This window comes from Acidimicrobiales bacterium (genome assembly GCA_035546775.1).
GTDB lineage: Bacteria > Actinomycetota > Acidimicrobiia > Acidimicrobiales > JACCXE01 > JACCXE01.
In genome coordinates, this window is sequence record DASZWD010000057.1 from 73054 (window position 1) to 95675 (window position 22622).

The following is a 22622-nucleotide window of genomic DNA, read 5'->3' on the forward strand; positions in this document are numbered from 1 at the left end:
CTCGCGCTGATCCGCCAGGCGGCATCTAACAGAACAGTTTGTTACACCCGGACGGACAAGTCCGCGGTACCGAGACCGTCAGATGGCGTCTTAACTCGCTTTCAGAGTTGCTTCCACCTGCTCACGCGAGGGAAGGCCCGCCAAGAACTGCTCGACAGCCCGCGTAACGAGCCAGTTAACCGACACGTCTCGCATCTCTGCATGTTCCTGGAGTCGGGTGTGGAGTTCCGCGGGCAACCGCACAGCGGTCGCTACACGCCTCTTTGAGCCAGTCGTTGCCATAGAGCGAACGTAGATCCAAAGCGCGCGCAGTTGGTGGATGCCCGAGCACCTCATGCACGCGCGCGCTGTGGTTCGTTCAGCGCGCATGCGAGCAAACCTCGCGCGTTCTGGAGAAGCGCGCGGATCCACCAGTTGCGAGCACTGCCTTCGTATGGTCGAAATCGGGCGCCGAATTCGGCGTCACACCCCATCCGTAAGGTCGCCGAATCGAGGATCAAATGGCGAAGCGATACACCAAGCAGGCGCAAAGCGGCGAGGGCGGGATGGCCCTCATCAGCATGCGAGTAACGGCAATGGGACTCATCTGGCATGCGCGCCGGACGGACCACGGAATCGACGGCGAGATCGAACTCGTCGCTCCGACTGATCGACGGCCTTTGAACCGGGTGATCGCTGTCCAGAGCAAGGCGCGCGAGCGCTTCCCAGGCGAGGACGAGCAGTCCTTCCATTTCGACTGTGACCGCGACGACCTCGCCTACTGGGCAGAGGCCAACGTGCCAGTGATCGTTGTCTTTTCGCATCCGAAAACGGGCGAGGCATGGTGGGCCTCGATCACTGCCATGTTGCGAGACCCGATGCGGCGGGCGAGCCGCCGCCTCCACATCGACAAACAACGCGACCGGTTTGACGCGAGTGCGACAGCGCGATTGCTCGACCTGGCGATTCCGCCTTCGGGTGGTCTCTATGTGCCGACGCCGAGGAAGCGTGAAACGCTGACCTCGAACCTTCTGGCAGTCGACCGTCTGCCTCAAACGATTTGGGCGGCGCCATCGACGGTGCCCGGAAATCGCGAAGCCAGAGAAGTCCTTCGTCGCCACCATGTTCACTCGGTCAACTGGATGGTTCTCGACGGAACTGTTTTCTCGTTCGACCGTACCGCCGACGGACTTCCACTCATCAGCGACGGTCCGCCAGAGGAGATCGACTCCGCCGAATGGGCACTCACCAAGTCCTCTGACGTGTACAGGCACTTCGTTCGACTCCTCAATCAGACACTGATCGAGATGCATCACCGCGAGCTCCGTCGGCATCCGAAGGGCCGTTACCTCTATTTCCGGCCGACGTCTGACCTACGGCCACGCAACCTGTCGACAGGCAAGTCGAAGTCGGGCCGAGTTGTCTTCCGCGCTTACCCACACGCTCACGCCGTTTCCGAAGCCAAACACTTCCGGCATCACGCAGTGGACCATCAGTTCGTGCGGCTGGATGGGCAGTGGTTTCTGGAACTGAACCCGACGTATCACTTCACGACGAACGGCTACCAGGACCTCCCGTGGGGCGCCGACTACGTGAAGGGAATGAAGCGCCTTGAGAAGAATTCGGCGGTGTGTTCGCTTGTCGAGATGTGGGCTCACTATTTCCGGGGAACCAATGAGCTCTTGGCGGGCCAAGCCTCAGAGCTCAGCTTTGGAAACCTCCAGGCGTTCGAGGTAGCCAATGGCCTCGACGATCGGTCTTGGCGTTCGTCGGACAGCGACAAGGCGCCAACCTCAGACGCTCCTGCTCTGTTTGAGGCGTCGTGATGCGCGCGGTCGTGTTCGATGAGCCCCCGGTCGAGTTCGCCGGCGGAAGCCAACACGTCGATCCACGCTTTGGCGTCGCCGACTATGGCCCAGTCGACCTCGGCACCCAATCCGCACCGAGCGAGATTCGAGTCGGAGTGGTGGGCCCTGCTGACGGCATCGATGGCGCGCGCCGCTGGCTCGAGAGTTGTCGCGAACCAATCCCCGCGAAGCAGAGCGACCGCGGATCGCGTCTCTTTCGAGATTTTCCGGGGTTTGACAACGACACGACCTTCAGGTCGCGCCTCACATTCGACGAAGCGCTCACCCGTACGCTGTCGAGCCGCACCCTGGCGCGCGCCGCCTCGAGGCCTGGCGCTCTCGGAGTCGTTGACGTCGTGGACCTGTACGCCGCGGAGGTTGCGGACCTTGCAGCCACGAACCGTTGTGACGTGATCCTTTGCGCTCGACCGGATGGGCTTGAAGAGGAGGATGCCGGAGCCGCCTCGGAGGACGGCGCGCTCGACGGCCCGAGCGTGGAGGTCGACGCGCGACGAGTGGACTTTCGCGATCTACTCAAAGCAAAGACGCTTCACGCGACGCCACCCCTCCAGCTCATTCGGTCATCGACGTGGGATCCAACTCGCGCAAAGGTTCGGAAAGCCGGACGGCGTCGTGGAACACCAGGTCAGTTACAAGACGAGGCAACGCGGGCGTGGAACATCCACACCGCTCTCTATTACAAAGCGGGCGGAGTGCCGTGGCGTCTCGTGCGAGCAGCGACGGACCTCTCGACTCTCTTCGTCGGTGTGTCCTTCTTTCACACGCCTGAGCGGGACTCGGTCCACACCTCCGTTGCGCAAGTTTTCAACGATCGCGGTGACGGGGTCGTCGTACGCGGAGGACCGGCCGCGCGCCGGAAGGACGATCGCCAGCCTCATCTCAGCGGGGCCGATGCGCAATCCCTTCTCGGCGACGCCTTGGCCGTGTATCGCAGGACACATCACAACTTTCCCGCTCGCGTCGTTCTTCATAAGACCTCCGAGTTTGATGACGCAGAAGTGCGCGGTTTTGAGGCAGCCATCGATGCTCTCGGCATCGAACACCTCGACCTTGTCTGGGTGCAAGCGAGCGAGCGCATACGGCTGTTTCGAAACGGCGACAACGCCGTGGCCCGTGGGACCTTCGTTCAGTTGGAAGAGCGTCGTGGCGCGCTGTTCACCCGCGGCACGATCGACTTCTACCGGCTGTACCCGGGCATGTACGTGCCGGTCCCGATCGGACTGCGGGTCGCCGTAGCCGAGCGCTCCGTGGAAGAACTGGCGAGGGAGATTCTGGCGCTCTCGAAGATGAACTGGAATCAGAGCCAGCTCGACGGCCGGCTTCCGATCACGCTTCGAGCCTCGGCACGGGTAGCGAACGTTCTCAAGCACGTGGCGATAGATGACCGCGTCGCGCCGCGCTACGCGCACTACATGTGAGCGATGACTATTCAGTAGACGGCCCGCGCCTGCGTGACGGACTCGGCGCTTCCTCGGAGAGCTGACAAGGTGACGTTCTCCTTTCGGGAGCCGACTTCCAGCTGCCGAATAGTGATGCAGTTCCTGGCATTCCAGGTGTGGTCGAGTTCCATGCCGGGCGGAATCGCCCCGACGTGACTTTCGAAGCAGGACCTTGCATCCAATGACAGGATTGCTCGTGTGCACAGAGCGTGGCCGGTTAGCGAAGGCGTGCGCGCTCGCGCTTGCAGCACTTTTACTGTCGGCAGCAGGGTGCGACTCCTCTCGTGAGACTCAGAGCGCAGCAAACGGGACTGATGCGGATCGGAGTTGCCCACTGCCGATCAACGATCCAGGTATCAAGTCGACCGAACCCTGGATACGAGCAGGCGGTCCGGGCTGCTACGGCGCGTACGGCCGCTTACAACGCTGCGGGGACGGATACCGCGATGGGCCTGGGGACATCGCGACCGGCGACAATTGGCTCGGCGATTGCTACGAGCGGGGAATTGCGGATTCGCCCGTGTCCTCGCTCCCAGCGGACTACTGCTTCGTACGCGCCGTGATAACGCACGTGGAGAAACGCTTCGGCGTTTGGTACGAGACGACCTTCGATTTGCTGAACCGGTATCCAGAAGCTGGCACTCTCGACGTTCAGTTCGACACGAACAACGAAGTGGTCCGTCTGCACAATCAAGTCGGTGTCGCGAAAGAGCTTGATGTGCCCGCCTCGTCAGCAACCGTGTCAACGCGTGTTGAACTCACCCTTGGCGATGGAGCGCCGACGAGAGTTACTTCCTTGCGTTTCGTCGGACGAGGCGGGCGTGGGCACACGTTCGACTGTGATCCGTACACCACGGGTTCTGCGACTGTGACGACCGCCGATCCGATCACGCCGAACATCCCCGCCCCTCCGCGTCAAAGCCTCTGTTCGCCCGGCATCCCGGAGTGTGGTTCTTAGCCCCTGAACTGCTCGGAGTCCGAAGCTACGTTCAAGGGGAGTAGGTCTCTCATCAGCCGTAGGGCAGCACTCTGATGGGCCGAGGCGACTACGACGATGTTCTTCACGCTGATGTTGCGCTCGCCCATTTGAACGGAGCCAGGATAAGGCCCGTGCAGTCCAACCTCTTCGGCCAGTCGCTCGATGGACCAACCAAGCTCTCGGCGATGTGACCGGTTCCCGGTGAGATGCATTGCGCGTCGAAGAGTTGTAAGGCGTAGGACAGCTTCGAGATGCGCTTCAGAGGTTCGCGATCTTGACGCCGCGCGGTTCTGCTGGATGTCCTCAGCTGACGGGCGTCGCGCTCAGCGGCGTACGCTGATGGTGCAGGAGCGCAAACTGGAGGTCTGCGTGGCGAAGAACACAGGTCATGGATCTCGGACCGGAGCCGTGCGTGACCGGTTCCAGCTGTTCGACTTCGCCACCGGCCTGTTCGTGGTGTTCTGCACTAGCACGGGCAAATTACTGAGGGTCAAGAAGTCACCGGGCCCAGCCAAGGGGATCAGCGTCAGGCTCCCAAAGCGGTACCGGTAGGAGCGCTCGCCGAGCGCGGCAGCGACGTGCCGTTGAAGTAGGGGACCGTATGGCGAAGATGACCAACGCGACGACGTGGTCGAAGGTGGGCCCTGATGATGGGACCGGGTCCCTCATCGATCTCAACTACACCTGCCCGCACTGCGATTGCCCTACCGGCGACCTGATCTTCATCGGACCGGGCAAGGATCTCGACCATGGGTGGGAGACCGATCAAGTCTGCGGCGTGTGCGACAAACAGGTGACAGTCATGGTCCGAGTAGCCGCCTCCTGACCGTGATCCGGTTCGGCGTTGACGCAATTCACTCGCGTCCGTGGTCCACAACAGCGACCAACTGAGATGAGGTCGATGGCGGGTCACCGAGGTGCCGTTGGACAGCCGAGACGGTCTGGCTGTAAGTCCCTGCAAGTCCCCGAGTTGGGCGCCGTGAATCGATGGACGCGATGGACGGTAGAGCCAACTGGTCCACGGGTCCAGCGTGTGGTGGAAGCCGTGGACGCATCGGACGCCTCCATAATCTGACTACGGATCAGAAGGTTAGGGATTCGAATCCCTTCGAGCGCGCCACGTAGCCATGCCCCCATCTGGTGGACCAGCTCGAGCCCGTTCGCAGCCGTTGGCGCTTACGATCGGCTCGGAAGCGCGACAGCCACACTGACAGCCAGTTGCATTGTCGCCCTAGCCGTCGACCCGCAGCGCAGTGCGCAGGAACGCGACGACGCGACGTTCCCACTCCATGCCGGCGACGCGCATGCCGGCGGTGTGGCCCGCACCCGGGATCGTCCAGATCTGTGTGCGGGTGGGCGCGCCGCTGGCGATGTAGTCGGCGGCGTAGCGTTCGTCGGCGACGCGCCCGCCGGTGATGAGGAGGTACTTGGTGCCTGCGCTGGCTGCGGCCGCGGCGCGCAGTGTCTGTGGACGGGGCGCATCCGTGAGGAGGCCCGTCACCCAATCGCGCGGGCGTGCGAGCAGTTCGGTGACCGTGCCCCGAACGCCGTACGCGTCGGAGAGCCACGCGTGATCGCCGGCAACGCGGCCGGTGGCGCCCTCGGCGACGACGGCGCGGATCGCGTCGTTCGAGCCGCTGGCACCGATGGCCTCCTCTCCGCCCATGGACAGGCCGACGACGCCGAGGCGGCTGGGGTCGACGTCGGCGCGATGCGCGAGGTAGTTCAGCGCGGCAGCGACGTCGGCGTCGCCATGCCAGCCGAAGTCCATGGCGCGTCCGCCGCTGGCGCCGTGGCCGCGGGCGTCGATCATGAGCACGCCGAATCCGCCGCGTGACAGCGCAGCTGCTTGCTGCAACACGTTCGAGCGTGTGGATCCCGCGCCGTGCAGCAGCACAACGGCGGCGCGGTTGGTCGATGCCACGTACCAAGCCGCAAGCTGCACGCCGTCGTCGGTCTTCAAGCGCGTCGCCGACATCGCCAAGCCGACGCTCGACGGCGTCGCGCCCACCAACGGCCGTGGCACGTGGGTGGCGGCGACGGCGGGGGCGGCGACGAAGGCAGCAGTCGCCGCCGAAATCAGCGCGAGGGCGACGAGGTCGAGACGCCAAATCACTCCGCGCTTTCGGCCGAGACGGATGACGCCGAGGGCACCCAACAAAAGCCCAACGGTCGTCCACGCCACCGCGGCGACCTGCATCGTCAGCGGCCCGTGCTTCCACAGGTGCGGCGCAAGCCCGGCGCCGACGGCGACACAGGCCACGCCGGCCGGGACGTCCATGACCGCGGTGATCTTGCGGAGACGCAGCCGGGGGAGAGACGGCGCGACCCTTGCAACTCGATATTCCATCTCCCAAGCGTGAAGGGTGCTGGTGCGCCGGTGGCAGAGGCGAAGGTCCCCGCCAAACAGCGGATGCGCGTACCGGTCAATCGGCGGACCCCACGATGGCGGCCGCCGCGCTTAGGACGTCGCCGACCTCACCGAACAGGGCTGGCTGGGCGGAAGCGTTGCCGTCGCCCCGACCCGCCGGGCGATCCAGTCGGCGACCTGGGCGTACCAGGCGGGGGCGTTGCGGTGCAGGTTGATGTCATGTCCTGCGCCCGGCACGATGACCGACTCGAGACACGCCGCGGGCGAGAAGAGCAACGGCGACAGCGACGCGGTCGGGTTCAGCGTGCTCGTGCAGGCAATGTCGCAGAAGAAGCGGTCGTGCTCGCCGTAGACCGAGAAGACCGGGACCCGCACGGTGCGCGTCGCCAGGTAGTCGACGAGGACGGTTGCCTCGCCCGCGGGGAACAAGTCCTTGAGCGCCTCGTCGGCCGCGACGACCGCGGGGTCGGCGTGGTCGAAGAAGAGGTGCTGGCGCGTGCCGGGCCGGGTCGTCGTGTAACCGAGCGGAATGTGCGCGCCGGAGAACGCCGGGTCGAGTTGCGCCGCGGTGAGGCTGGCGAACGTGAGCGGCGCGCTCGAACCGATCGGCACACCGGGCAGCCCGGTGTCGATCAGGCCGTTCACGTCGTGGTACGTCTCGGCCTCGAGCAGCACGATCGCCGAGCCTTGCGAGTGCCCGATGCTCACCACGCGGGGAAACGCCACGCCACCGAACGCACCGGAACGCAACCGGCGCACGAGGGTGTGCATGACCCATGCATTGGCCTGCCCGGTCGACGCGAGCGCCGCGGGATGATCGCTCTCACCGATGCCGATGCGGTCGAAGTTCAACACCGCATAGCCCGCCGCGGTCAGGGCGCGGACAAACGAGTAGCGGCCTGGATCCACGGGAAAGTCCCAGTAGGTGTGGTTGTACGTCGTGCCCGACACGCTGACGATCACAGTTCGCCCCGGCGCGGCCCCGCACAGCCACGCGACGACGCGGTAGGTGGCGCGAGCGTGCGTTCCGAGAGAGACCGGCACGGTCTGCTTCACGCACGACGGATCGGCGTAGTCGCGCGAGATCGCCGCGGAAGCGGACGCGGGAAAGACGCCGCCGGCTACGAGTGCGAGCGCGACAACGATCAGCAGGCGACGCATGACGACCTCCGAGATTGATAACGACCGTTAACGCACCTTAGCGATGACCGCGATGTCGACGGACAGATGCCGCTGGCGCGAAGAGTACGAGGGCAACGGTGCTCACTGAGATTGGCGATCTGCTTGACGAGGGATTGCCGGCGAACAAAGGCACGGTGAGCAAGACCAAGCTCGTGGTGGCGGCGGTTTGATGCGAACGCGTTTTGGGCGGACGAAGAGTTAACACAGGGCTTGTGACCCTATTTCGCGGCCTGCGCTGGGCTTACCGTCGACTTGTGGCAGCAGACGTACCGCCGACACTCATCGACTACTTCGAGCGCAACGTGCGGACCAACGGTGCCGCGATCGCGATGCGGTTCCGGGTGGGGACGCAGTGGCGCGACATCAGCTGGGCCGATTACGGCCGCGCCGTCGAGGAGATCGCGGCGGGCCTCATCGCGCTCGGTGTTGCGGTGGACGATTCCGTAGGCGTGCTCTCGGGCAATCGTCCTGAATGGCACGAAGCCGATCTCGCGGTCATGCGCGCTGCAGGACGGACCGTTCCCGTCTACCCCACCAACACGGCGTCGCAGACGGCCTACGTGCTGCGTCACTCCGGCGCCCGGGTCTGCTTTGTGGACGGGGCGGGCCAAGCGGCCAAAGTGCTGCTCGAGCGCGACACGCTGCCGGCGGTGGAGCGTCTCGTGATCATGGGCGAGGACGGGGGTCTCGACGATCCGTTCGTGATGTCGCTCGAGGACCTACGCGAGCTCGGCCGCGGACTGCTCGCCGACACACCCTCGGCCGTCGCCGAACGCAGCGGCGACATCACACCGGAGACGGTGGCGACCATCGTCTACACGAGCGGGACGACCGGGCCGCCCAAGGGGACCTTGATCACCCATGGGAATATCACGGCCACGATCGCCGGGATCACCCTCGCGATCCACATCGGGCCCGAAGACCGGTTCTTGTCCTTCCTGCCGTTGTCGCACATCGCGGAGCGAGTCGTCAGCCACTTCGGTCAGGTCGTCTCCGGCGGCCAAACCTGGTTCGCCCAGAGCCTCGCCACCGTTCCCGATGATCTCAGGGCGTGCCGGCCCACGATCTTCTTCGCCGTGCCCCGCGTGTGGCAGAAGCTGCGGACCGCGATCCTCGCCGACGTCGAGCGTTCGGCTGCGCCGATCCGCAGCGCCGTCGAGAGGTATCTGACCCTCGCCGTCGAACAAGGGCCGCGCTCGGCGTCGCACGAGCGCATGTTCCGGGTGCTCGACCGTGTCATTGGACGCTCGATTCGCCGGCAACTGGGACTCGACTGTGCCGCCGTCCTCATTTCCGGTGCCGCCCCGATCGCCCCGGAGATCCTCTCGTGGCTGCACGGCATCGGTCTGCCCGTCGGCGAGGTGTACGGCCAGACGGAGGACTGCGGGCCGACCACGCTCACCGTGCCCGGGCACGGCCGGATCGGAACGGTCGGCCGGCCACTGCCGGGCCTCGAGGTCCGCGTGGCCGACGACGGCGAGATCCTGGCGCGGGGACCGAGCGTGTGCGTCGGCTACCTGAACGATCCGGAGCGCACCGCGGAACTCCTCGACGCCGACGGGTGGATGCACTCGGGTGACCTCGGCGCATTCGACGTCGATGGCTATCTCACGATTACCGGGCGCAAGAAGGACCTGATCGTGACCTCGAGCGGCAAGAACGTCGCGCCACAGAATCTCGAGACGGCGCTGTGCGCGTCGCCGCTGATCTCGCAAGCAGTCGTCGTGGGCGACAACCGCGCCTATCTGACCGCGCTCATCGCACTTGACAGCGACGAGGTCGCCGCCTTGCGCGAGACCGAGGGCGACGACGCCGTCGAGGCGGCCTTGCGTGCCGCCGTCGAGGACGTCAACAGGGTGCGTGCACCGATCGAGCAGATCAAGACGTGGCGGGTGCTGCCCCATGAACTGGCGCTCGAAGACGGCGAGATCACGCCTACGCTGAAGGTCAAGCGCGACGTCGTCGCCGCCCACTACCGCGCTCTGATCGAGGAGATGTACGCGACCGAAGCCGCGTAGCCGACGTCTAGGCCCGGGCGGTTGCGAGGAAAATGCCGTACGTCGCGCCGTCTTTGACCATCGTCGTGCAGTCGCTGAACGCGACATCGCGGAAACCAGCGCGGGTGACGTCCTGCCCGAGCGCGTCGCGCGCGAAGCCGTGGTGACCGTCGAAATCGGCGCCGTGGAACGAGCCATCCTCGCGCTCGAGGTCGGCGATGCACAGGTAGCCGCCGGGCGGGAGTAACCGCCGGAACGCGCCGAGCACCCGGGTGAGATCGGGAATGTGATGCAGCGTCATCACGGTCACAATCAGGTCGAACTGCTCGTCGGGTGGCGGGTCGGTCGCGAGGTCGAGCGCCCACACGCGGGCGTCGACGAGTTGTCCCGCGGCGATCTTGGCGTGCATCACGTCGCGCATGCCGCTCGACGAGTCGGCCAGCGTGACGGGGCCCACCGCAGGCCGCAGCGCCTGGGTGACGAGTCCGGTGCCGGCGCCGTATTCGAGCAGGCGCGTCGTGGGTGCGAGCGGGACGGCGGCCTCGATGCACCGAGCGACCGCCTCGGCGCGCGCGATTTTCGTCGGATCGGCGTCCCACGTAGCAGCCTTGTCGTCGAACCGGTTCACGGATGCATCTTGGCGCTGTTCCGAGCTATCCGCTGTTCGGTCGACATTGGGCCCGAGAAGGTGCCGTTGGTCCGTGCCCTAAGCCTCTGATGGTGCGGATAGGAGGAGGCGCAGACTGCCGCAGTGGAGGCTCCGGTGGCGACGCTGCGTTGTGAGGGACTCGTCAAGCGCTTTGGCGAGCGCACCGCCGTCGACGGCGTGTCCTTCACCGTGTCCACCGGCGAGATCTACGGCTTGCTCGGGCCCAATGGTGCCGGCAAGACCACGACGATCAAGCTCGCCTGCGGCCTGCTCGAACCCGACGCCGGAGTAGCGACGGTCGACGGCATGGAAAGCCGCGACCTCGCCGCCAAAGCGGTGGTTGGCTACGTCCCGCAGGACATCGCGCTGTACCCCGACCTGACGGCGCGCGAGAACCTGGCTTTCATCGGGCGGCTGTACGGCCTCCGCCGCGCCGGCCTGCGCGAGCGCGTCGACGAGGCCCTCGAGCTGACGGACCTTGCCGAACGCGGCGGCGATCGTGTCGACACCTTCTCCGGGGGTATGAAACGCCGGCTCAACATCGCGGCCGGACTGCTGAACCACCCGCGGCTGCTGGTGCTCGACGAGCCCACCGTCGGCGTCGATCCGCAGAGCCGCCACGCCATCCTTGAGCGTGTGCACGAACTTGGCCGTTCGGGCATGGCCGTGCTCTATACGACCCACTACATGGAGGAGGCCGAGAAGGTCTGCCACCGGGTGGGGATCATGGATCAGGGCCGCATGATCGCCGAGGGCTCCCGGCGAGAACTCGTGGCGCGCCTGGGTGAAAAGGACCGCATCGACCTTGTCGCCGCGGGTGATCTGCGATCGCTCGCCGAGGCCTGCCGCAAGGTCGACGGCGTCGAGGCGGCGGCCACGACCGACGGCCGGGTGCAGCTCGTCGCCACCGACGGCCGCCACGCCCTCCCGGCGGTGCTCGAAGCCGCCGAGCACGCGCACGTCGCGGTGACCAGCGTCGAGGTCGTCGAGCCCGACCTCGAGTCGGTGTTCATGCACCTCACCGGCACTGCGCTGCGGGAGTAGCGGTGAAGGCTGCGTTCGTCATCGCTGCCAAAGACCTGCGTCAGCGCGTCCGCGACCGGTCCGCACTCGTGATCGGGATCATCGCGCCGGTGGTGATCGCCGGTGTCATGGCGCTCGCCTTCGGATCGTCGGCGTCGTTTCACTACACGCTGGCCGTCGTCGACCAAGACCACGGGATCGTGTCGGCCGGTGTGATCCAAGCGCTGCGCCAGCCGGCGCTCGCGGACGTGGTCTCCTTGCGGCCCTACTCGAGCGCCGACGCGGCGTCGGCCGCGGTCAAGTCGGGCAAGGTGCAGGCCGGCCTCGTCATCCCCCCGGGGTTCTCGGCGTCGATGACCGGCGCAAGCCCGCTCGGCATGACGACGCTGAGCAGTGTCGACCAGGTAATGGCAGCCAGCGTGACGACGTCGCTGGTGCGCTCCTTCGCCGCCCAACTCAACGCCGACCGGCTGGCTTTCACCACCGCGGTGGCCGCCGGTGCGTTACCGAGTCCGGCGCTCCAGGCGGCGGTCGCCAAACTCACCATTCCGCTGCAAGTCGTGCAGCAACCACTCGGCGCGCGAGCGGTAAGCGCCATCGGCTACTTCAGCCCGGCGATGGCCACGTTCTTCCTGCTGTTCATCATCAGCTACACGGCGCGCAGCTTCTTCGTCGAGCGCAGCCAGGGGACCGTCGAGCGGATGCGCGCCAGCCCGGTACGGCCCCTCGCCATCGTCGCCGGCAAGGCGTTGTCGGTCCTCGTGTTCGGCGGCGTGTCGCTGGCGACGGTCGCCGTGATCACGTCGGCGGCCTTCGGCGCGTACTGGGGCAGTCCGCTTCCGGTGGCGACGGTGTGCCTGGCGCTCGTCGTAGCCGTCATGTGCCTGACCACCCTGGTGATAGGCCTGGCGCGAACGCAGCGCCAAGCCGAGGGCGTGGCATCGCTGATCGTGTTCGGCCTCGCGTTGCTCGGCGGCAACTTCATGTACGTGTCAGCGGCGCCGAGCATCATGCGCCGCCTGGCACTGCTGACGCCCAACGGCTGGGCCATGCGCGCCTTCATGGACCTGTCGACGACCGGCGGCGGCTTCCGCACCATCGCCGAGCCCGTGCTGGCCATCGCGGTGTTCAGCGCCATCGTCGGCGCGCTCGCCGTCGCGCTGGCGCCGCGGGCGGTGGCGTGACGCGTCGCGCCCTCGCCGTCACGCGGGTCGCCCTCGGGCGTTACCTCGCCGACCGCCGCGCCCTGCTGTTCATGCTCGTGCTACCGGTCGCCGTGATCCTCATCGTCGGCGCGACCGTTTCGGGCGTCACGAAGTTCCGTGTCGGAGTGGTCAACCTCGGCGCCGGGGCGGCCGGCGCCGACCTGTCCGCGTCCTTGCACGGTTCGGCCCTGCTCAAGGTCACCGACTACCACAGCATCGCCGACGCGCGCACGGCGCTGACGCGCGGCGAGATCCTGGCCGCCGCGATCATCCCCGTCGGCCTCGACGCCACCCTCGCGCGCGGTGACAGCGCGCAGGTCGCGGTCATGACCGAGCCGAACAGCAGCGACGGCCAGGCCGCCCTCGCCGACATCGGCTCGATCGTTTCGGACCTCGGCAGCCAGGTGCAGGCCGCAGCGTTCGCCACCGTGCACGGACACGGCACCTACGCGGCCAACCTGGCCTTGGCGCGCTCGCGCGACGTCGCGCTCGTCACCGTGGGCGACAAGATCGTGCAGGCGCACGAGAAAGTCCTCCCGCAAGGATTCAGCTACAGCGCGCCCACTGAACTGGTGCTGTTCGTGTTTCTCAACACCCTCGCCGCCGGTGCGTTCATCATCGACACCCGTCGCCTGGGCATGTACGAGCGCATGGCGGCGGCGCCGCTGCGGCCCGTCGCGATCGTCGCCGGCGAGACCCTCACCTACGTCGCCATCGCGCTGGTGCAGTCGGCGCTCATCGTGTTCGTGGGCACGATCGTCTTCGGGGTCTCGTGGGGTGATCCGCTGGCCGCGCTCGCCCTCGTCGTCACCTGGGCGTTCGTCGGAGCGGGAGCCGGGATGCTGTCGGGCACGCTGTTCCGCACGCCCGAACAGGCGACGGCGGTCGGTCCCGCGCTGGGCATCGCGCTCGCCATGCTCGGCGGGTGCATGTGGCCGCTGGCGATCACGACCAAGGTCATGCAGACGGCCGGCCACTTCACACCCCATGCGTGGGCGGTCGACGCCTGGACGGCGTTGCTGTCGCGCCACGGCACGTTGCTGACGATCGGCCGCGAAATCGGAGTGCTCGTGCTGTTCGCCGCCGGCTTGCTCTGTCTCGCCACCATCAGGCTGCGGCGGCTACTGGCCTAGCCGCGCGAAGCGGCGCGCCAACGCCGAATACCGCCACTGGCGAACGTCCAGTACCCTCCGCAGCAGGCTCGTGTCCGTCTGGGACATGCCTGAAAGGCGCAATGTCCCGCACCCTGACGCGGGTGGCTGACGAAAAGATCAACTGGCTGTCGTCGCTGCCGTTCCTGCTGTTCCATCTCGTTCCGCTGTTCGCGTTCATCACCGGCGTGACGTGGCGGGCAGTGGCGATCTTCGTCGTGCTCTACGCAACGCGGATGTTTGCCGTCACTGCCGGCTACCACCGGTACTTCTCGCACCGGTCGTACCGGGCGAGCCGGCCCGTCCAGTTCCTGCTCGCCTTCGTCGGCACGACCGCCTCGCAGAAGGGCCCGCTGTGGTGGGCGGCCCATCACCGGGCGCATCACCGCTATTCGGACACCGAGGACGACGTGCACTCGCCGCAGAAGGGCTTCTGGTGGAGCCACGTCGGCTGGATCCTGTGCGATCGCTATAGCGGCACGGATCTGGACGCCGTGCGCGACTTGGCGGCGTTCCCGGAGTTGCGGTTCATCGATCGGTACAACTTCATCGGGCCGTGGTTCGTCGCCCTCGTCGCGTTCATGCTCGGCGGGTGGAGCGGGCTCGTGGTCGGGTTCTTCGGCTCGACGGTCGCGCTGTGGCACGCCACCTTCACGGTGAACTCGCTCAACCACACGATCGGCACCCGGCGCTACGCCACGCCCGACACCAGCCGCAACAACCCGGTACTCGCCGTGTTGACCATGGGCGAGGGATGGCACAACAACCATCACCACTACCAGGCGTCGGCGCGTCAGGGGTTCTTCTGGTGGGAGTTCGACATGTCGTGGTACGGGTTGCGCGCCCTCTGCGCGTTGCGACTTGTGCGTGACCTGCGGCAACCGACGCCGGAGGCGCTGCGCCGCAACCGCGTGCGCGACGGTGCCTTCGACCTCGGCATGTTCCGCGCCGCGTGGCGTCGCGCCGGCACGGCGGTGGGCGAGGCGCGTGACCGGCGCGCCGGCGAGGTGTCGGCCGCGGTGCACGCCAAGCGCGTCGCGCTCGAAGAGGCAGTGACGGCCTCACTCAAGGCCGCCGAGGATCTCACCCGCGCCGCCAGTCACGCGGCGCGCATCCAGCCGAGCTAGTCGCGGCGATGGCGGATCGTCCGCCGGGCCAGCACCAGCCAACAGACGATCGCGACCGAGGACAGCACGGCCGGAACGACGTGGCCGAGCAACGTCGAGGCGGCCACGGCGCAGCCGAAGGCGGTCAGGTTGGCGACCACGTCGTAGACCGGCGCGACGAATTTCCGATTGACGACGTGGGCGATCGCGATCACGACACCGCACGCGAACGTGACCGACAGGAGAAAGCTGACCACGCCGCAGTCTCGCCCGTGGCGTGACCCCGCTCGGCCCGGGCGTGCCAACATCGCGCCGATGACGCAGGCCTACGTCGACGAGTGCTGGACCGGCATCGTGCCGGTGATCGAGGACTACATCCGCATCCCCAACAAGTCGCCGGCGTTCGATCCCGACTGGGAAGCGCACGGGCACATGGAGCGGGCGGTCACGCTCGTCACCGACTGGCTGGGGGCGCAGGGCGTCGACGGGCTGACCGTGTCGGTGCACCGCCTGCCGGGGCGCACACCGGTGATCGTCGCCGAGATCCCGGCGACCGACCCAGCGGCCGCGGGCACGGTGCTCCTCTACGGCCATCTCGACAAGCAGCCGGAGATGACGGGCTGGAAAGACGGGTTCGGTCCGTGGGAGCCGCGCCGCATCGGCGACCGGCTCTACGGCCGCGGCGGCGCCGACGACGGATACGCGGCGTTCGCCGCGCTCACCGCAGTCAGAGCCGTGCGCGAGCGCGGCGGCGCGCACGCCCGCTGCGTCATTCTCATCGAGGCGTCGGAGGAGAGCGGCAGTCCCGACCTGCCGGCCCACATCGAAGCGCTCGACGACTTCCTCGGCGACGTCGAGTTGGTGGTGTGCCTCGACTCGTCCTGCGCCGACTACGACCGGCTGTGGACCTCGACGTCGCTGCGGGGCCTCGTCGGCCTCGACCTGCGCGTCGACGTGTTGACCGAAGGCGTCCACTCCGGGGCGAGCGGCGTGATCCCGTCGTCGTTCCGCATCCTGCGGGCGCTGCTGTCGCGCGTTGAAGACGAAGCCACCGGCCGCCTGCTGCTGCCGTCTATGCAGGCGGAGATTCCCGCGGAGCGCGTCGCCCAGGCGGAGCGCGTGGGCGCGTTGCTCGACATCGCGGCGGACTATCCCTTCGCCGGCGACACCCGACCGATGACGACCGATGGCGCCGATGCGATCCTCGCCCACACGTGGCGCCCGGCGCTGTCGGTTACGGGACTGGCCGGCGCGCCGGCGCCCGTCGATGCCGGCAACGTGCTGCGCCCGTACACGACGGCAAAGCTGTCGTTGCGCCTGCCGCCGACGGTGGACGCCGAGCGGGCCATGGCCGACATGATCAGCGCCCTCACCACCGATCCGCCGTACGGCGCCGCGATCTCGGTGTCGGACACCGAATGCGCCGACGGCTGGAACGCCCCCGCCACCGCCGACTGGCTCGCCGCCGCGGTTGACGACGCGTCGGTGCGCGCCTTCGGCCAGCCCGCGGGCGCGACGGGCATCGGCGGCTCGATCCCGTTCATGGCCATGCTCGGGCGCCGGTACCCGCAGGCGCAGTTCGTCGTGACGGGCGTGCTCGGGCCCGAGTCGAACGCGCACGGGCCGAACGAGTTCCTCGACCTGCCGACGGCGCGCCGCGTCACGGCATGCGTCGCCGACATCGTCGCCGCCCACGCGGCCTCCGCTTAGCCGAGGGAGTCCCGGCGAACCTGCCGGACTCGCCTATCGCGGCCGGGCGAGCGCCAGCGCCACGAAGGCGCTGGCCCCGGGCGACAGCGGACCGCGCCGATGCACGACGCCGACTCGGCGTCGCAACGGTGGGTTGAGTGCACACACCACCGCGCCCTGCTCACGTGCGCGGCGGGCGAGCGGGCCGGGGAGAAAGCACGTGCCGGCGCCCGCCAGCACGAGGGGCAGGATCGCCTCGCGTTGGCCGGTCTCGACCGCGATGTTGGGCACGACGTCGGCGCCCGCGAAGGCTTCATCGATGAGGTTGCGTGTTGACGTACCGCGCGGCGTGGTGACGAGCGGCAGGCGCGCCGCGGCGGTGGCGTCGAGCGTCTTACGCGCCCGCGTACCGGGCGGGCTCACGGCGAACAGCTCCTGCACGCCGAGTTCGTTCACGACGAGATCGGAGCGCACCGGAAGCTGTGCGAGGCCGACTTCGCACCGGCCGTCGCGCACCATCTCGATCACTTCGGATGCGCTGTCAGGTTCGGCAAGCCTGACCGTCACCTCTGGGTGCTTGGCGCGGAACCGCCCGATGAGTGCGGCCAGTGGGTCCACGGCGAGCGTCGGCAGTGACACGACGTCGAGACGGCCAGCGGCGTTACCCGCGACTTGGCGCACGGTGTCACGCGCGGTGAGGGCGTCGCGCAGCACTTGTCGCGCCGGCTCGAGGAACGCGGCGCCAGCCGACGTCAGTTGAACGCGGCGGCCGAGGCGGTGAAACAGCGCCACGCCGAGTTCGCGTTCGAGCGCGCCGATGGCCTGCGAGACGCTGGGTTGCGATACCCCGAGCGCTTCGGCGGCGCGGCCGAACCCGCCGTGCTCGACGGCGGCCACGACGTACTCGACCTGGCGTAATTCCACGGCTAGCGCGGCGCCGACGTGCTCAAAGCAGGCCGTGCGCCAGGAACGCGCCACCGAGCGCGACGAGAACGACGGCATACATCCGCTCCAGGCGGGCCGACTGGGTCGTCACCGCGACGCGCGAACCGACGATCGACAGCGGAACCGAGGTGGCGGCGAGCACGGCCACGATGGTCCAGTCGATGTGGCCGAGGAGCACGTGGACGATCGTGGCCGGGATCGCGAGCACAGTCGCCGCGCTCAACGACGTGGCGAACGTGCGCTTGATGGGCAGACGAAGCACAGTGAGGTACAGCGGCGCGAGGAGTGCACCTCCGCTGTTTGCCAGCAGGCCCGCCGAGAACCCGACACCGAGGCCGATCCACATCGCCGAGCGCGTCGGGGCCGGCCGCGGGTCTCCGTCGTTGGTGGAGTGGCTGAACAACAGGCGCACGCCGATCGCCGCAATGACCGCGTCGGTGACGAGCACCAGGGTATGGCCTGCGATCCAATTCGTGACGACAGCGCCAGCGATGGTCGCGGGAACTCCGAACACCAGCGTCGTCTGCAGGACGCGCCGGTCGAGCCATCCCTGTCGCCAGTAGACGGCCGCGGCCGCGATCGTGGTCGGAATCGTCGCCGGCAATGGCGACGCCACCGCGATCACGGAGGGAATACCGGCTGCGCTCAGCAAGGGCGTGGCAACGGCGGAGCCGCCCTTGCCAAACATGCCCGACAGAAACCCGACGCCAGCGCCGATCAGGCCCAGCACTGCGAAGGTCGACGCGGTCATGCGCCCATGGAATCACCACATAAGAAGTATCACAACTTCCGCCAGATCCATAGGACATCCCTATCAATGCTGATCGCGCGCTCGCAGGCAGTCCGAACGCGCGCGGCTCGCCCGTTAGGTTCGGTGGCGTGACCGCCACCCATGCAGAGAACCGGCCGGGCATTCGCCGCCTGGCTCTCGAACAACGCATTCCCTTCGAGGTCGGCGCGTTCGTCGCCGCGTCGCCGCTGCTGCGCACGCTCGGGCGCGGCGATCGCCATCCCGTGCTTGTGCTGCCGGGCTTCTCGGCGTCGGACTTCTCCACGGTGCCCCTGCGCGGCGTCATCCGCAGCCAGGGCTACTGGGTGCACGCCTGGGGGCTCGGGCGCAACATCGGCCCGACGCCCGAGATCGTCGGCGGCATGGTCGAGCGCCTGCACATGCTCCACGACCGGCACTCGGCGAAGGTGAGCCTCATCGGCTGGAGCCTCGGCGGCATCTACGCCCGGGCGATGGCGCGCATGTTTCCCGACATGGTGCGCCAGGTCATCACGCTCGGCAGCCCGTACCGCCTGCGCGACGCGTCGAGCACGCCGGTGGGCCGGCTGTATCGCAGTTACGCGGCGCGCCACGTCGTGGCCGCGACCGATGGCATCGACCTGCCGCCGGAAGAAGAGTTGCCCCCGCTGCTCGTGCCGGCCACGTCGATCTACACGCGTACCGACGGGATCGTGCACTGGTCGTCGTGCATCGACGCCGAAGGACCACTGCGCGAGAACATCGAAGTCGACAGCTCGCACATCGGCCTCGGCGTGAACCCAGCCGCCATCGGCGCCATCAGCGATCGCCTGGCGCAACCCGAAGGCGAGTGGAAGCCGTTCGTGCCGCCCAAGCTGTTCCGCGGGCTGTACCCCAAGCCGGTGTGGTGGAAATAGCACAAGGCGAAAGAGCGTTGAGATGCCTATGAGCACCGTTGCCCTGAGCGCCGAAACCTTCGAACCGACTATTCGCGACAACGACATCGTTCTGGTCGACTGGTGGGCGTCGTGGTGCGGGCCGTGCCGCATGTTTGCTCCCGTGTTCGAAGCCGCTGCCGTGAAGAACGACGACATCGTCTTCGGCAAGATCGACACCGAAGCCGAACAGGCGCTCGCCGGCGCCGCCGGCATCCGCTCGATCCCCACGTTGATGCTCTTCCGCGAAGGCGTCCTCCTCTTCTCCCAGCCGGGGGCGCTGCCCGCCGCCGCCCTCGACGACCTCATCGCCCAGGCGCGGGCGCTCGACATGGAAGAAGTCCACCGGGCGATCGCCGCGCGAAGCAGCTAGCTCGCCCGCGCGCGAGGCTCTGCGTCGTGACGCGCCTCGCCAAGCTGGTGCTACTCGCTGTCGCGCTGTTCGCGCTGGCGCAGCTGGTGCCGTTTCGCGTGAAGAATCACCCCGTTGTCTCCGAGCCGAACTGGGACTCGGCGCGCACGAAGCAACTCTTCGCCGCCGCCTGCGCTGACTGCCACAGCAATCAGACGCGGCCGCGCTGGTACGAGAAAGTGGCGCCGGTGTCGTGGTGGATCAACCACCACGTCGAGGACGGGCGCGCCGCGTTGAACGTGTCGGAGTGTGGGCGCGGTCGGGAGGGCGGCCACGAAGGACCCGAAACGGTCCGCGAGGGCTCGATGCCGCCGTCGTATTACACGTGGTTCGGCCTGCACCCCGACGCCAAGCTGACGGCCACGGAACGCCAGCAACTCGCCGACGGCCTCACCGCCACGGCGCGCCTCGGCTGCACGAAGTAGGTCGGTCGGCCGGGACCTTCAGCCCTACCGGCGGGGGGTCCGACGGCGTTCGCTGGTCCGGTGGAGAACCCGTTGCCTCTGCGTGACGCCGTCCGGGCGCTGGCGCGGTGTGTCACGCAGACGTTCGTATTGCTGGTGCGGCGCGAGATCGTGCAACCCAGCGACAACGTCGGCGCGCAGCTTCACTTCGCCGACGGCACCACCGGCCGCGTGTACCGCGAGACGCAAGTTCAGGGTGCGGCGGGCGACGACGTGGTGCAACTCGTCGTCGGGTTCCGCCTGCGGGGCGTGCGCGGTTGGGGCCACGCGTTGTTCCGGGCGGAGAGCTTGCTCAACACGCCGTTGTTCGTCGGCTTCCCCGGCTTTGTGTCGAAGCTGTGGGTCGCCGCGGACGAGAACGGCCTATACCGCGGCGTCTACGAGTGGAACGGCGCCGCGCTCGCGCTTGCATACGTGCGGGCGCTGTGGTGGGTGCTGGCGCTGGTGAGCTACCGCTCGTCGATCGATTACGCGGTCGTGCCCGGCGTGCGACGCGCCGCCGTGCTCGCCGGCGACGAAGTGCGGGGCGCGACCGCGGCGTGGTGGCGGGTCACCGGCGTTGCGTCCTACGCGCGCCAAACCCGATAGGAGTGCAGACCATGGAGTCACCCGGCGAAACAAAGGGCGACAAGTCCGTCGTCAACGGCACACGCATCAATGTGGCGTTCCCCTTCTCGCACATCAAGGTCGACGAGCCGTCGGAGGAGGTGCGGCGTCTCGCAGCGTTGGTGGCCGATCTGGCGGAGGCGGTGGCGCCGCTCGTCGCCGATGACATCGCGGCGGGCTTGCGGCGGCGCGCCCACGAATTGCTGGTGGCCCTGGGCGGCGCCTAGCGCGACTCGTCGAGCGGTGTGAGCAGCCCTCCGGCGAGCACCAGCTCGAGCGACAGGTTCCGGTAGCCCGCCTCGTCGAACAACACGACGAGCACGTCGGCCTCGGCGCGGATGATCTGGCCTTCGCCCCACTGGGCGTGGGCCACGCGAGCTCCGGCGCGGAAGGGGCTTCGAACCGCGGCCGCCTCCTGTTGGCTGCGGCCCGACACACAGTTGTCGCAGCGCCCGCACAGCTTGTCGAAGGTCTCGCCGAAGTACGTGAGCACGAAGCGGACGCGACAGCCGCGGGCCTCGGCGTAGTTGCGCATCATCTCGATGCGCGACCGGTCGAAGTCCTGCCGCGCCGCTTCGAGGTCGTCGACGGCCTTGGCCGCCGCGGGCGCCGACAGCCCGCGGCGCAGTTTCACTGTGCCAGAGGTGTCGACGGTCGCGGCATTCACGTCGGCCAGCTTGTTGAGCACGCGCGTCACTCGCCGGGCGGACATATCGGTGCGCGCCGCGATGTCTTCGACCGTCACGCGTCCGCGCTGCTTGGCGGCGTGGACGACTACCAGCACGTCTGCGGCGCGAACCGAACCACTCGCCCCGAAGTAGCGCCGCAACGACAAGTCCTCGGGGCGATAGAACAGCACCGCCTCCGCCGGCTTGCCGTCGCGGCCGGCGCGGCCGATCTCCTGGTAGTACGAGTCGACGGACTCGGCGATGTCGGCGTGCAGCACGAAACGCACGTCGGGCTTGTCGATGCCCATACCGAATGCGGTAGTAGCGACGACGACGTCGATGCGGCCGTCGAGGAACGCGTGATGCGCCAGGTCACGGCGTCGCCGCGAGAGCCCGGCGTGGTACGGCGCCGCCGGCGTCCCGGCATCCGTGAGTGCGGCGGCGACTTCCTCGGTGCGCTTCTGCGTGGCGACGTACACGATCCCGGCGCGGCCACTCTCGGCCAGCTCGCCGGTGCGGGTGATGACGCTCGCGTCCTTGTCGTCGCCGTCGCGGAAGTGCTCGACGGACAGCGCGATGTTGGGACGCCCGAAGCCGTGCACGACGACTTCGGGATCGCGCATGTGCAGCCGCTCGACGATCTCGGCGCGCACCGGGGGCGCCGCCGTCGCCGTGAGCGCGATGACGACGGGATGGTCGAGCGCGTCGATGACGTCGCCGAGGCGCTGGTAGTCGGGACGAAAGTCGTGACCCCACGCGCTGATGCAGTGCGCCTCGTCGACCACGAACACCGACGGCTGGGCGGCGCGCAACGCGTCGAGCGTGTCCGGCCGGGCGAGTTGTTCGGGCGCGAGGAACACGAACTCGAGTTCGTCGCGTGCCAGGCGGTCGAAGATGCGCACCCGCTCGCTCTCGCTCACGTTGGCGTTCACCTCGGCCGCCGCACCGGCCGCCTCGGTCGCGAGGGCGGTCACCTGGTCGTGCTGGAGCGCCACGAGCGGCGAGATGACGACGGTGCACCCGTCGATCGCCGCCGCGGCCAGCTTGTACACCGCCGACTTGCCGTAGCCCGTTGGCATCACCGCCAGCACGTCACGACCGGCGATCGCCGCGGCCGCGGCGCGGCGCTGCCCGGCGCGCAGCCGGTCGAGGTCGAGCGCGGCGCGCGCGAGCTCGTCGAGGTCGACGTCGCTGACGGCCACGACG

At 67.9% G+C, this 22622-nt stretch carries 21 protein-coding genes; 14 read left to right on the forward strand and 7 right to left on the reverse strand.

Features of this window, described 5'->3' with window-relative positions; translation table 11 throughout:
* The first annotated feature begins 500 nt into the window (after positions 1-500).
* The 3 genes from VHC63_14310 (at position 501) to VHC63_14320 (ending at position 5091) form a co-directional block, all read left to right on the forward strand.
* A complete protein-coding gene (locus VHC63_14310; GenBank protein ID HVV37778.1) occupies positions 501-1805 on the forward strand; it encodes a DUF4365 domain-containing protein in 1305 nt (434 codons plus the stop codon).
* Complete coding sequence (locus VHC63_14315; protein ID HVV37779.1) at positions 1805-3265, forward strand: hypothetical protein; 1461 nt, start codon at positions 1805-1807, stop codon at positions 3263-3265. The genes VHC63_14310 and VHC63_14315 overlap by 1 nt, the downstream gene beginning before the upstream one ends.
* Positions 3266-4866: 1601 nt before the next feature.
* The gene (locus VHC63_14320; protein HVV37780.1) at positions 4867-5091 is read left to right on the forward strand and encodes a hypothetical protein; all 225 of its coding nucleotides are present in this window, start codon (positions 4867-4869) and stop codon (positions 5089-5091) included.
* Between the two features lie 405 nt (positions 5092-5496).
* Here VHC63_14320 and VHC63_14325 read toward each other — a convergent pair whose 3' ends face one another.
* Complete coding sequence (locus tag VHC63_14325; GenBank protein ID HVV37781.1) at positions 5497-6546, reverse strand: alpha/beta fold hydrolase; 1050 nt, start codon at positions 6544-6546, stop codon at positions 5497-5499.
* 180 nt (positions 6547-6726) lie between these two features.
* A complete protein-coding gene (locus VHC63_14330; protein ID HVV37782.1) occupies positions 6727-7797 on the reverse strand; it encodes an alpha/beta fold hydrolase in 1071 nt (356 codons plus the stop codon).
* Between the two features lie 275 nt (positions 7798-8072).
* Here VHC63_14330 and VHC63_14335 point away from each other — a divergent pair, with 275 nt between their 5' ends.
* A complete protein-coding gene (locus VHC63_14335; protein ID HVV37783.1) occupies positions 8073-9836 on the forward strand; it encodes an AMP-dependent synthetase/ligase in 1764 nt (587 codons plus the stop codon).
* Between the two features lie 7 nt (positions 9837-9843).
* Here VHC63_14335 and VHC63_14340 read toward each other — a convergent pair whose 3' ends face one another.
* Positions 9844-10443 (reverse strand): class I SAM-dependent methyltransferase, encoded by a 600-nt coding sequence (locus VHC63_14340; GenBank protein HVV37784.1) that lies wholly within the window; start codon positions 10441-10443, stop codon positions 9844-9846.
* A 135-nt stretch (positions 10444-10578) separates the two neighbouring features.
* On the opposite strand from VHC63_14340, the gene VHC63_14345 reads away from it, so the two are divergent.
* From VHC63_14345 to VHC63_14360, 4 genes are all read left to right on the forward strand, one after another.
* The gene (locus VHC63_14345; protein HVV37785.1) at positions 10579-11508 is read left to right on the forward strand and encodes an ABC transporter ATP-binding protein; all 930 of its coding nucleotides are present in this window, start codon (positions 10579-10581) and stop codon (positions 11506-11508) included.
* A gap of 2 nt (positions 11509-11510) precedes the next feature.
* On the forward strand, positions 11511-12671 hold the full coding sequence (locus tag VHC63_14350; GenBank protein ID HVV37786.1) for an ABC transporter permease: 1161 nt from the start codon (positions 11511-11513) through the stop codon (positions 12669-12671).
* On the forward strand, positions 12668-13825 hold the full coding sequence (locus tag VHC63_14355) for an ABC transporter permease (GenBank protein HVV37787.1): 1158 nt from the start codon (positions 12668-12670) through the stop codon (positions 13823-13825). Before VHC63_14350 ends, VHC63_14355 begins: the two co-directional genes overlap by 4 nt.
* A gap of 122 nt (positions 13826-13947) precedes the next feature.
* Entirely contained in the window at positions 13948-14970 is a 1023-nt protein-coding gene (locus tag VHC63_14360) for an acyl-CoA desaturase (protein HVV37788.1), read from the forward strand.
* Here the strand turns inward: VHC63_14360 and VHC63_14365 are convergent.
* On the reverse strand, positions 14967-15206 hold the full coding sequence (locus tag VHC63_14365) for a hypothetical protein (GenBank protein HVV37789.1): 240 nt from the start codon (positions 15204-15206) through the stop codon (positions 14967-14969). The two genes, VHC63_14360 and VHC63_14365, sit on opposite strands and share 4 nt — an antisense overlap.
* 58 nt (positions 15207-15264) lie before the next feature.
* Here VHC63_14365 and VHC63_14370 point away from each other — a divergent pair, with 58 nt between their 5' ends.
* Entirely contained in the window at positions 15265-16659 is a 1395-nt protein-coding gene (locus VHC63_14370; protein ID HVV37790.1) for a M20/M25/M40 family metallo-hydrolase, read from the forward strand.
* A gap of 33 nt (positions 16660-16692) precedes the next feature.
* On the opposite strand, the gene VHC63_14375 is transcribed toward VHC63_14370, so the two are convergent.
* Together VHC63_14375 and VHC63_14380 are read right to left on the reverse strand one after the other, a co-directional pair.
* A complete protein-coding gene (locus VHC63_14375) occupies positions 16693-17562 on the reverse strand; it encodes a LysR substrate-binding domain-containing protein (protein ID HVV37791.1) in 870 nt (289 codons plus the stop codon).
* 22 nt (positions 17563-17584) lie between these two features.
* The gene (locus VHC63_14380; GenBank protein HVV37792.1) at positions 17585-18334 is read right to left on the reverse strand and encodes a sulfite exporter TauE/SafE family protein; all 750 of its coding nucleotides are present in this window, start codon (positions 18332-18334) and stop codon (positions 17585-17587) included.
* A gap of 128 nt (positions 18335-18462) precedes the next feature.
* On the opposite strand from VHC63_14380, the gene VHC63_14385 reads away from it, so the two are divergent.
* The 5 genes from VHC63_14385 (at position 18463) to VHC63_14405 (ending at position 20975) form a co-directional block, all read left to right on the forward strand.
* The gene (locus tag VHC63_14385; GenBank protein HVV37793.1) at positions 18463-19248 is read left to right on the forward strand and encodes an alpha/beta hydrolase; all 786 of its coding nucleotides are present in this window, start codon (positions 18463-18465) and stop codon (positions 19246-19248) included.
* Positions 19249-19276: 28 nt separating this feature from the next.
* Entirely contained in the window at positions 19277-19639 is a 363-nt protein-coding gene (gene trxA, locus VHC63_14390) for a thioredoxin (GenBank protein ID HVV37794.1), read from the forward strand.
* A gap of 26 nt (positions 19640-19665) precedes the next feature.
* Positions 19666-20103 (forward strand): heme-binding domain-containing protein, encoded by a 438-nt coding sequence (locus tag VHC63_14395; protein HVV37795.1) that lies wholly within the window; start codon positions 19666-19668, stop codon positions 20101-20103.
* A 72-nt stretch (positions 20104-20175) separates the two neighbouring features.
* Positions 20176-20730: a hypothetical protein gene (locus tag VHC63_14400; protein ID HVV37796.1), complete on the forward strand. Its 555-nt coding sequence runs from the start codon at positions 20176-20178 to the stop codon at positions 20728-20730.
* Between the two features lie 11 nt (positions 20731-20741).
* On the forward strand, positions 20742-20975 hold the full coding sequence (locus VHC63_14405) for a hypothetical protein (GenBank protein ID HVV37797.1): 234 nt from the start codon (positions 20742-20744) through the stop codon (positions 20973-20975).
* Here the strand turns inward: VHC63_14405 and VHC63_14410 are convergent.
* Positions 20972-22618, reverse strand: coding sequence for a RecQ family ATP-dependent DNA helicase (locus tag VHC63_14410; protein ID HVV37798.1), 1647 nt, complete (start codon positions 22616-22618; stop codon positions 20972-20974). The two genes, VHC63_14405 and VHC63_14410, sit on opposite strands and share 4 nt — an antisense overlap.
* Positions 22619-22622 lie beyond the last annotated feature (4 nt).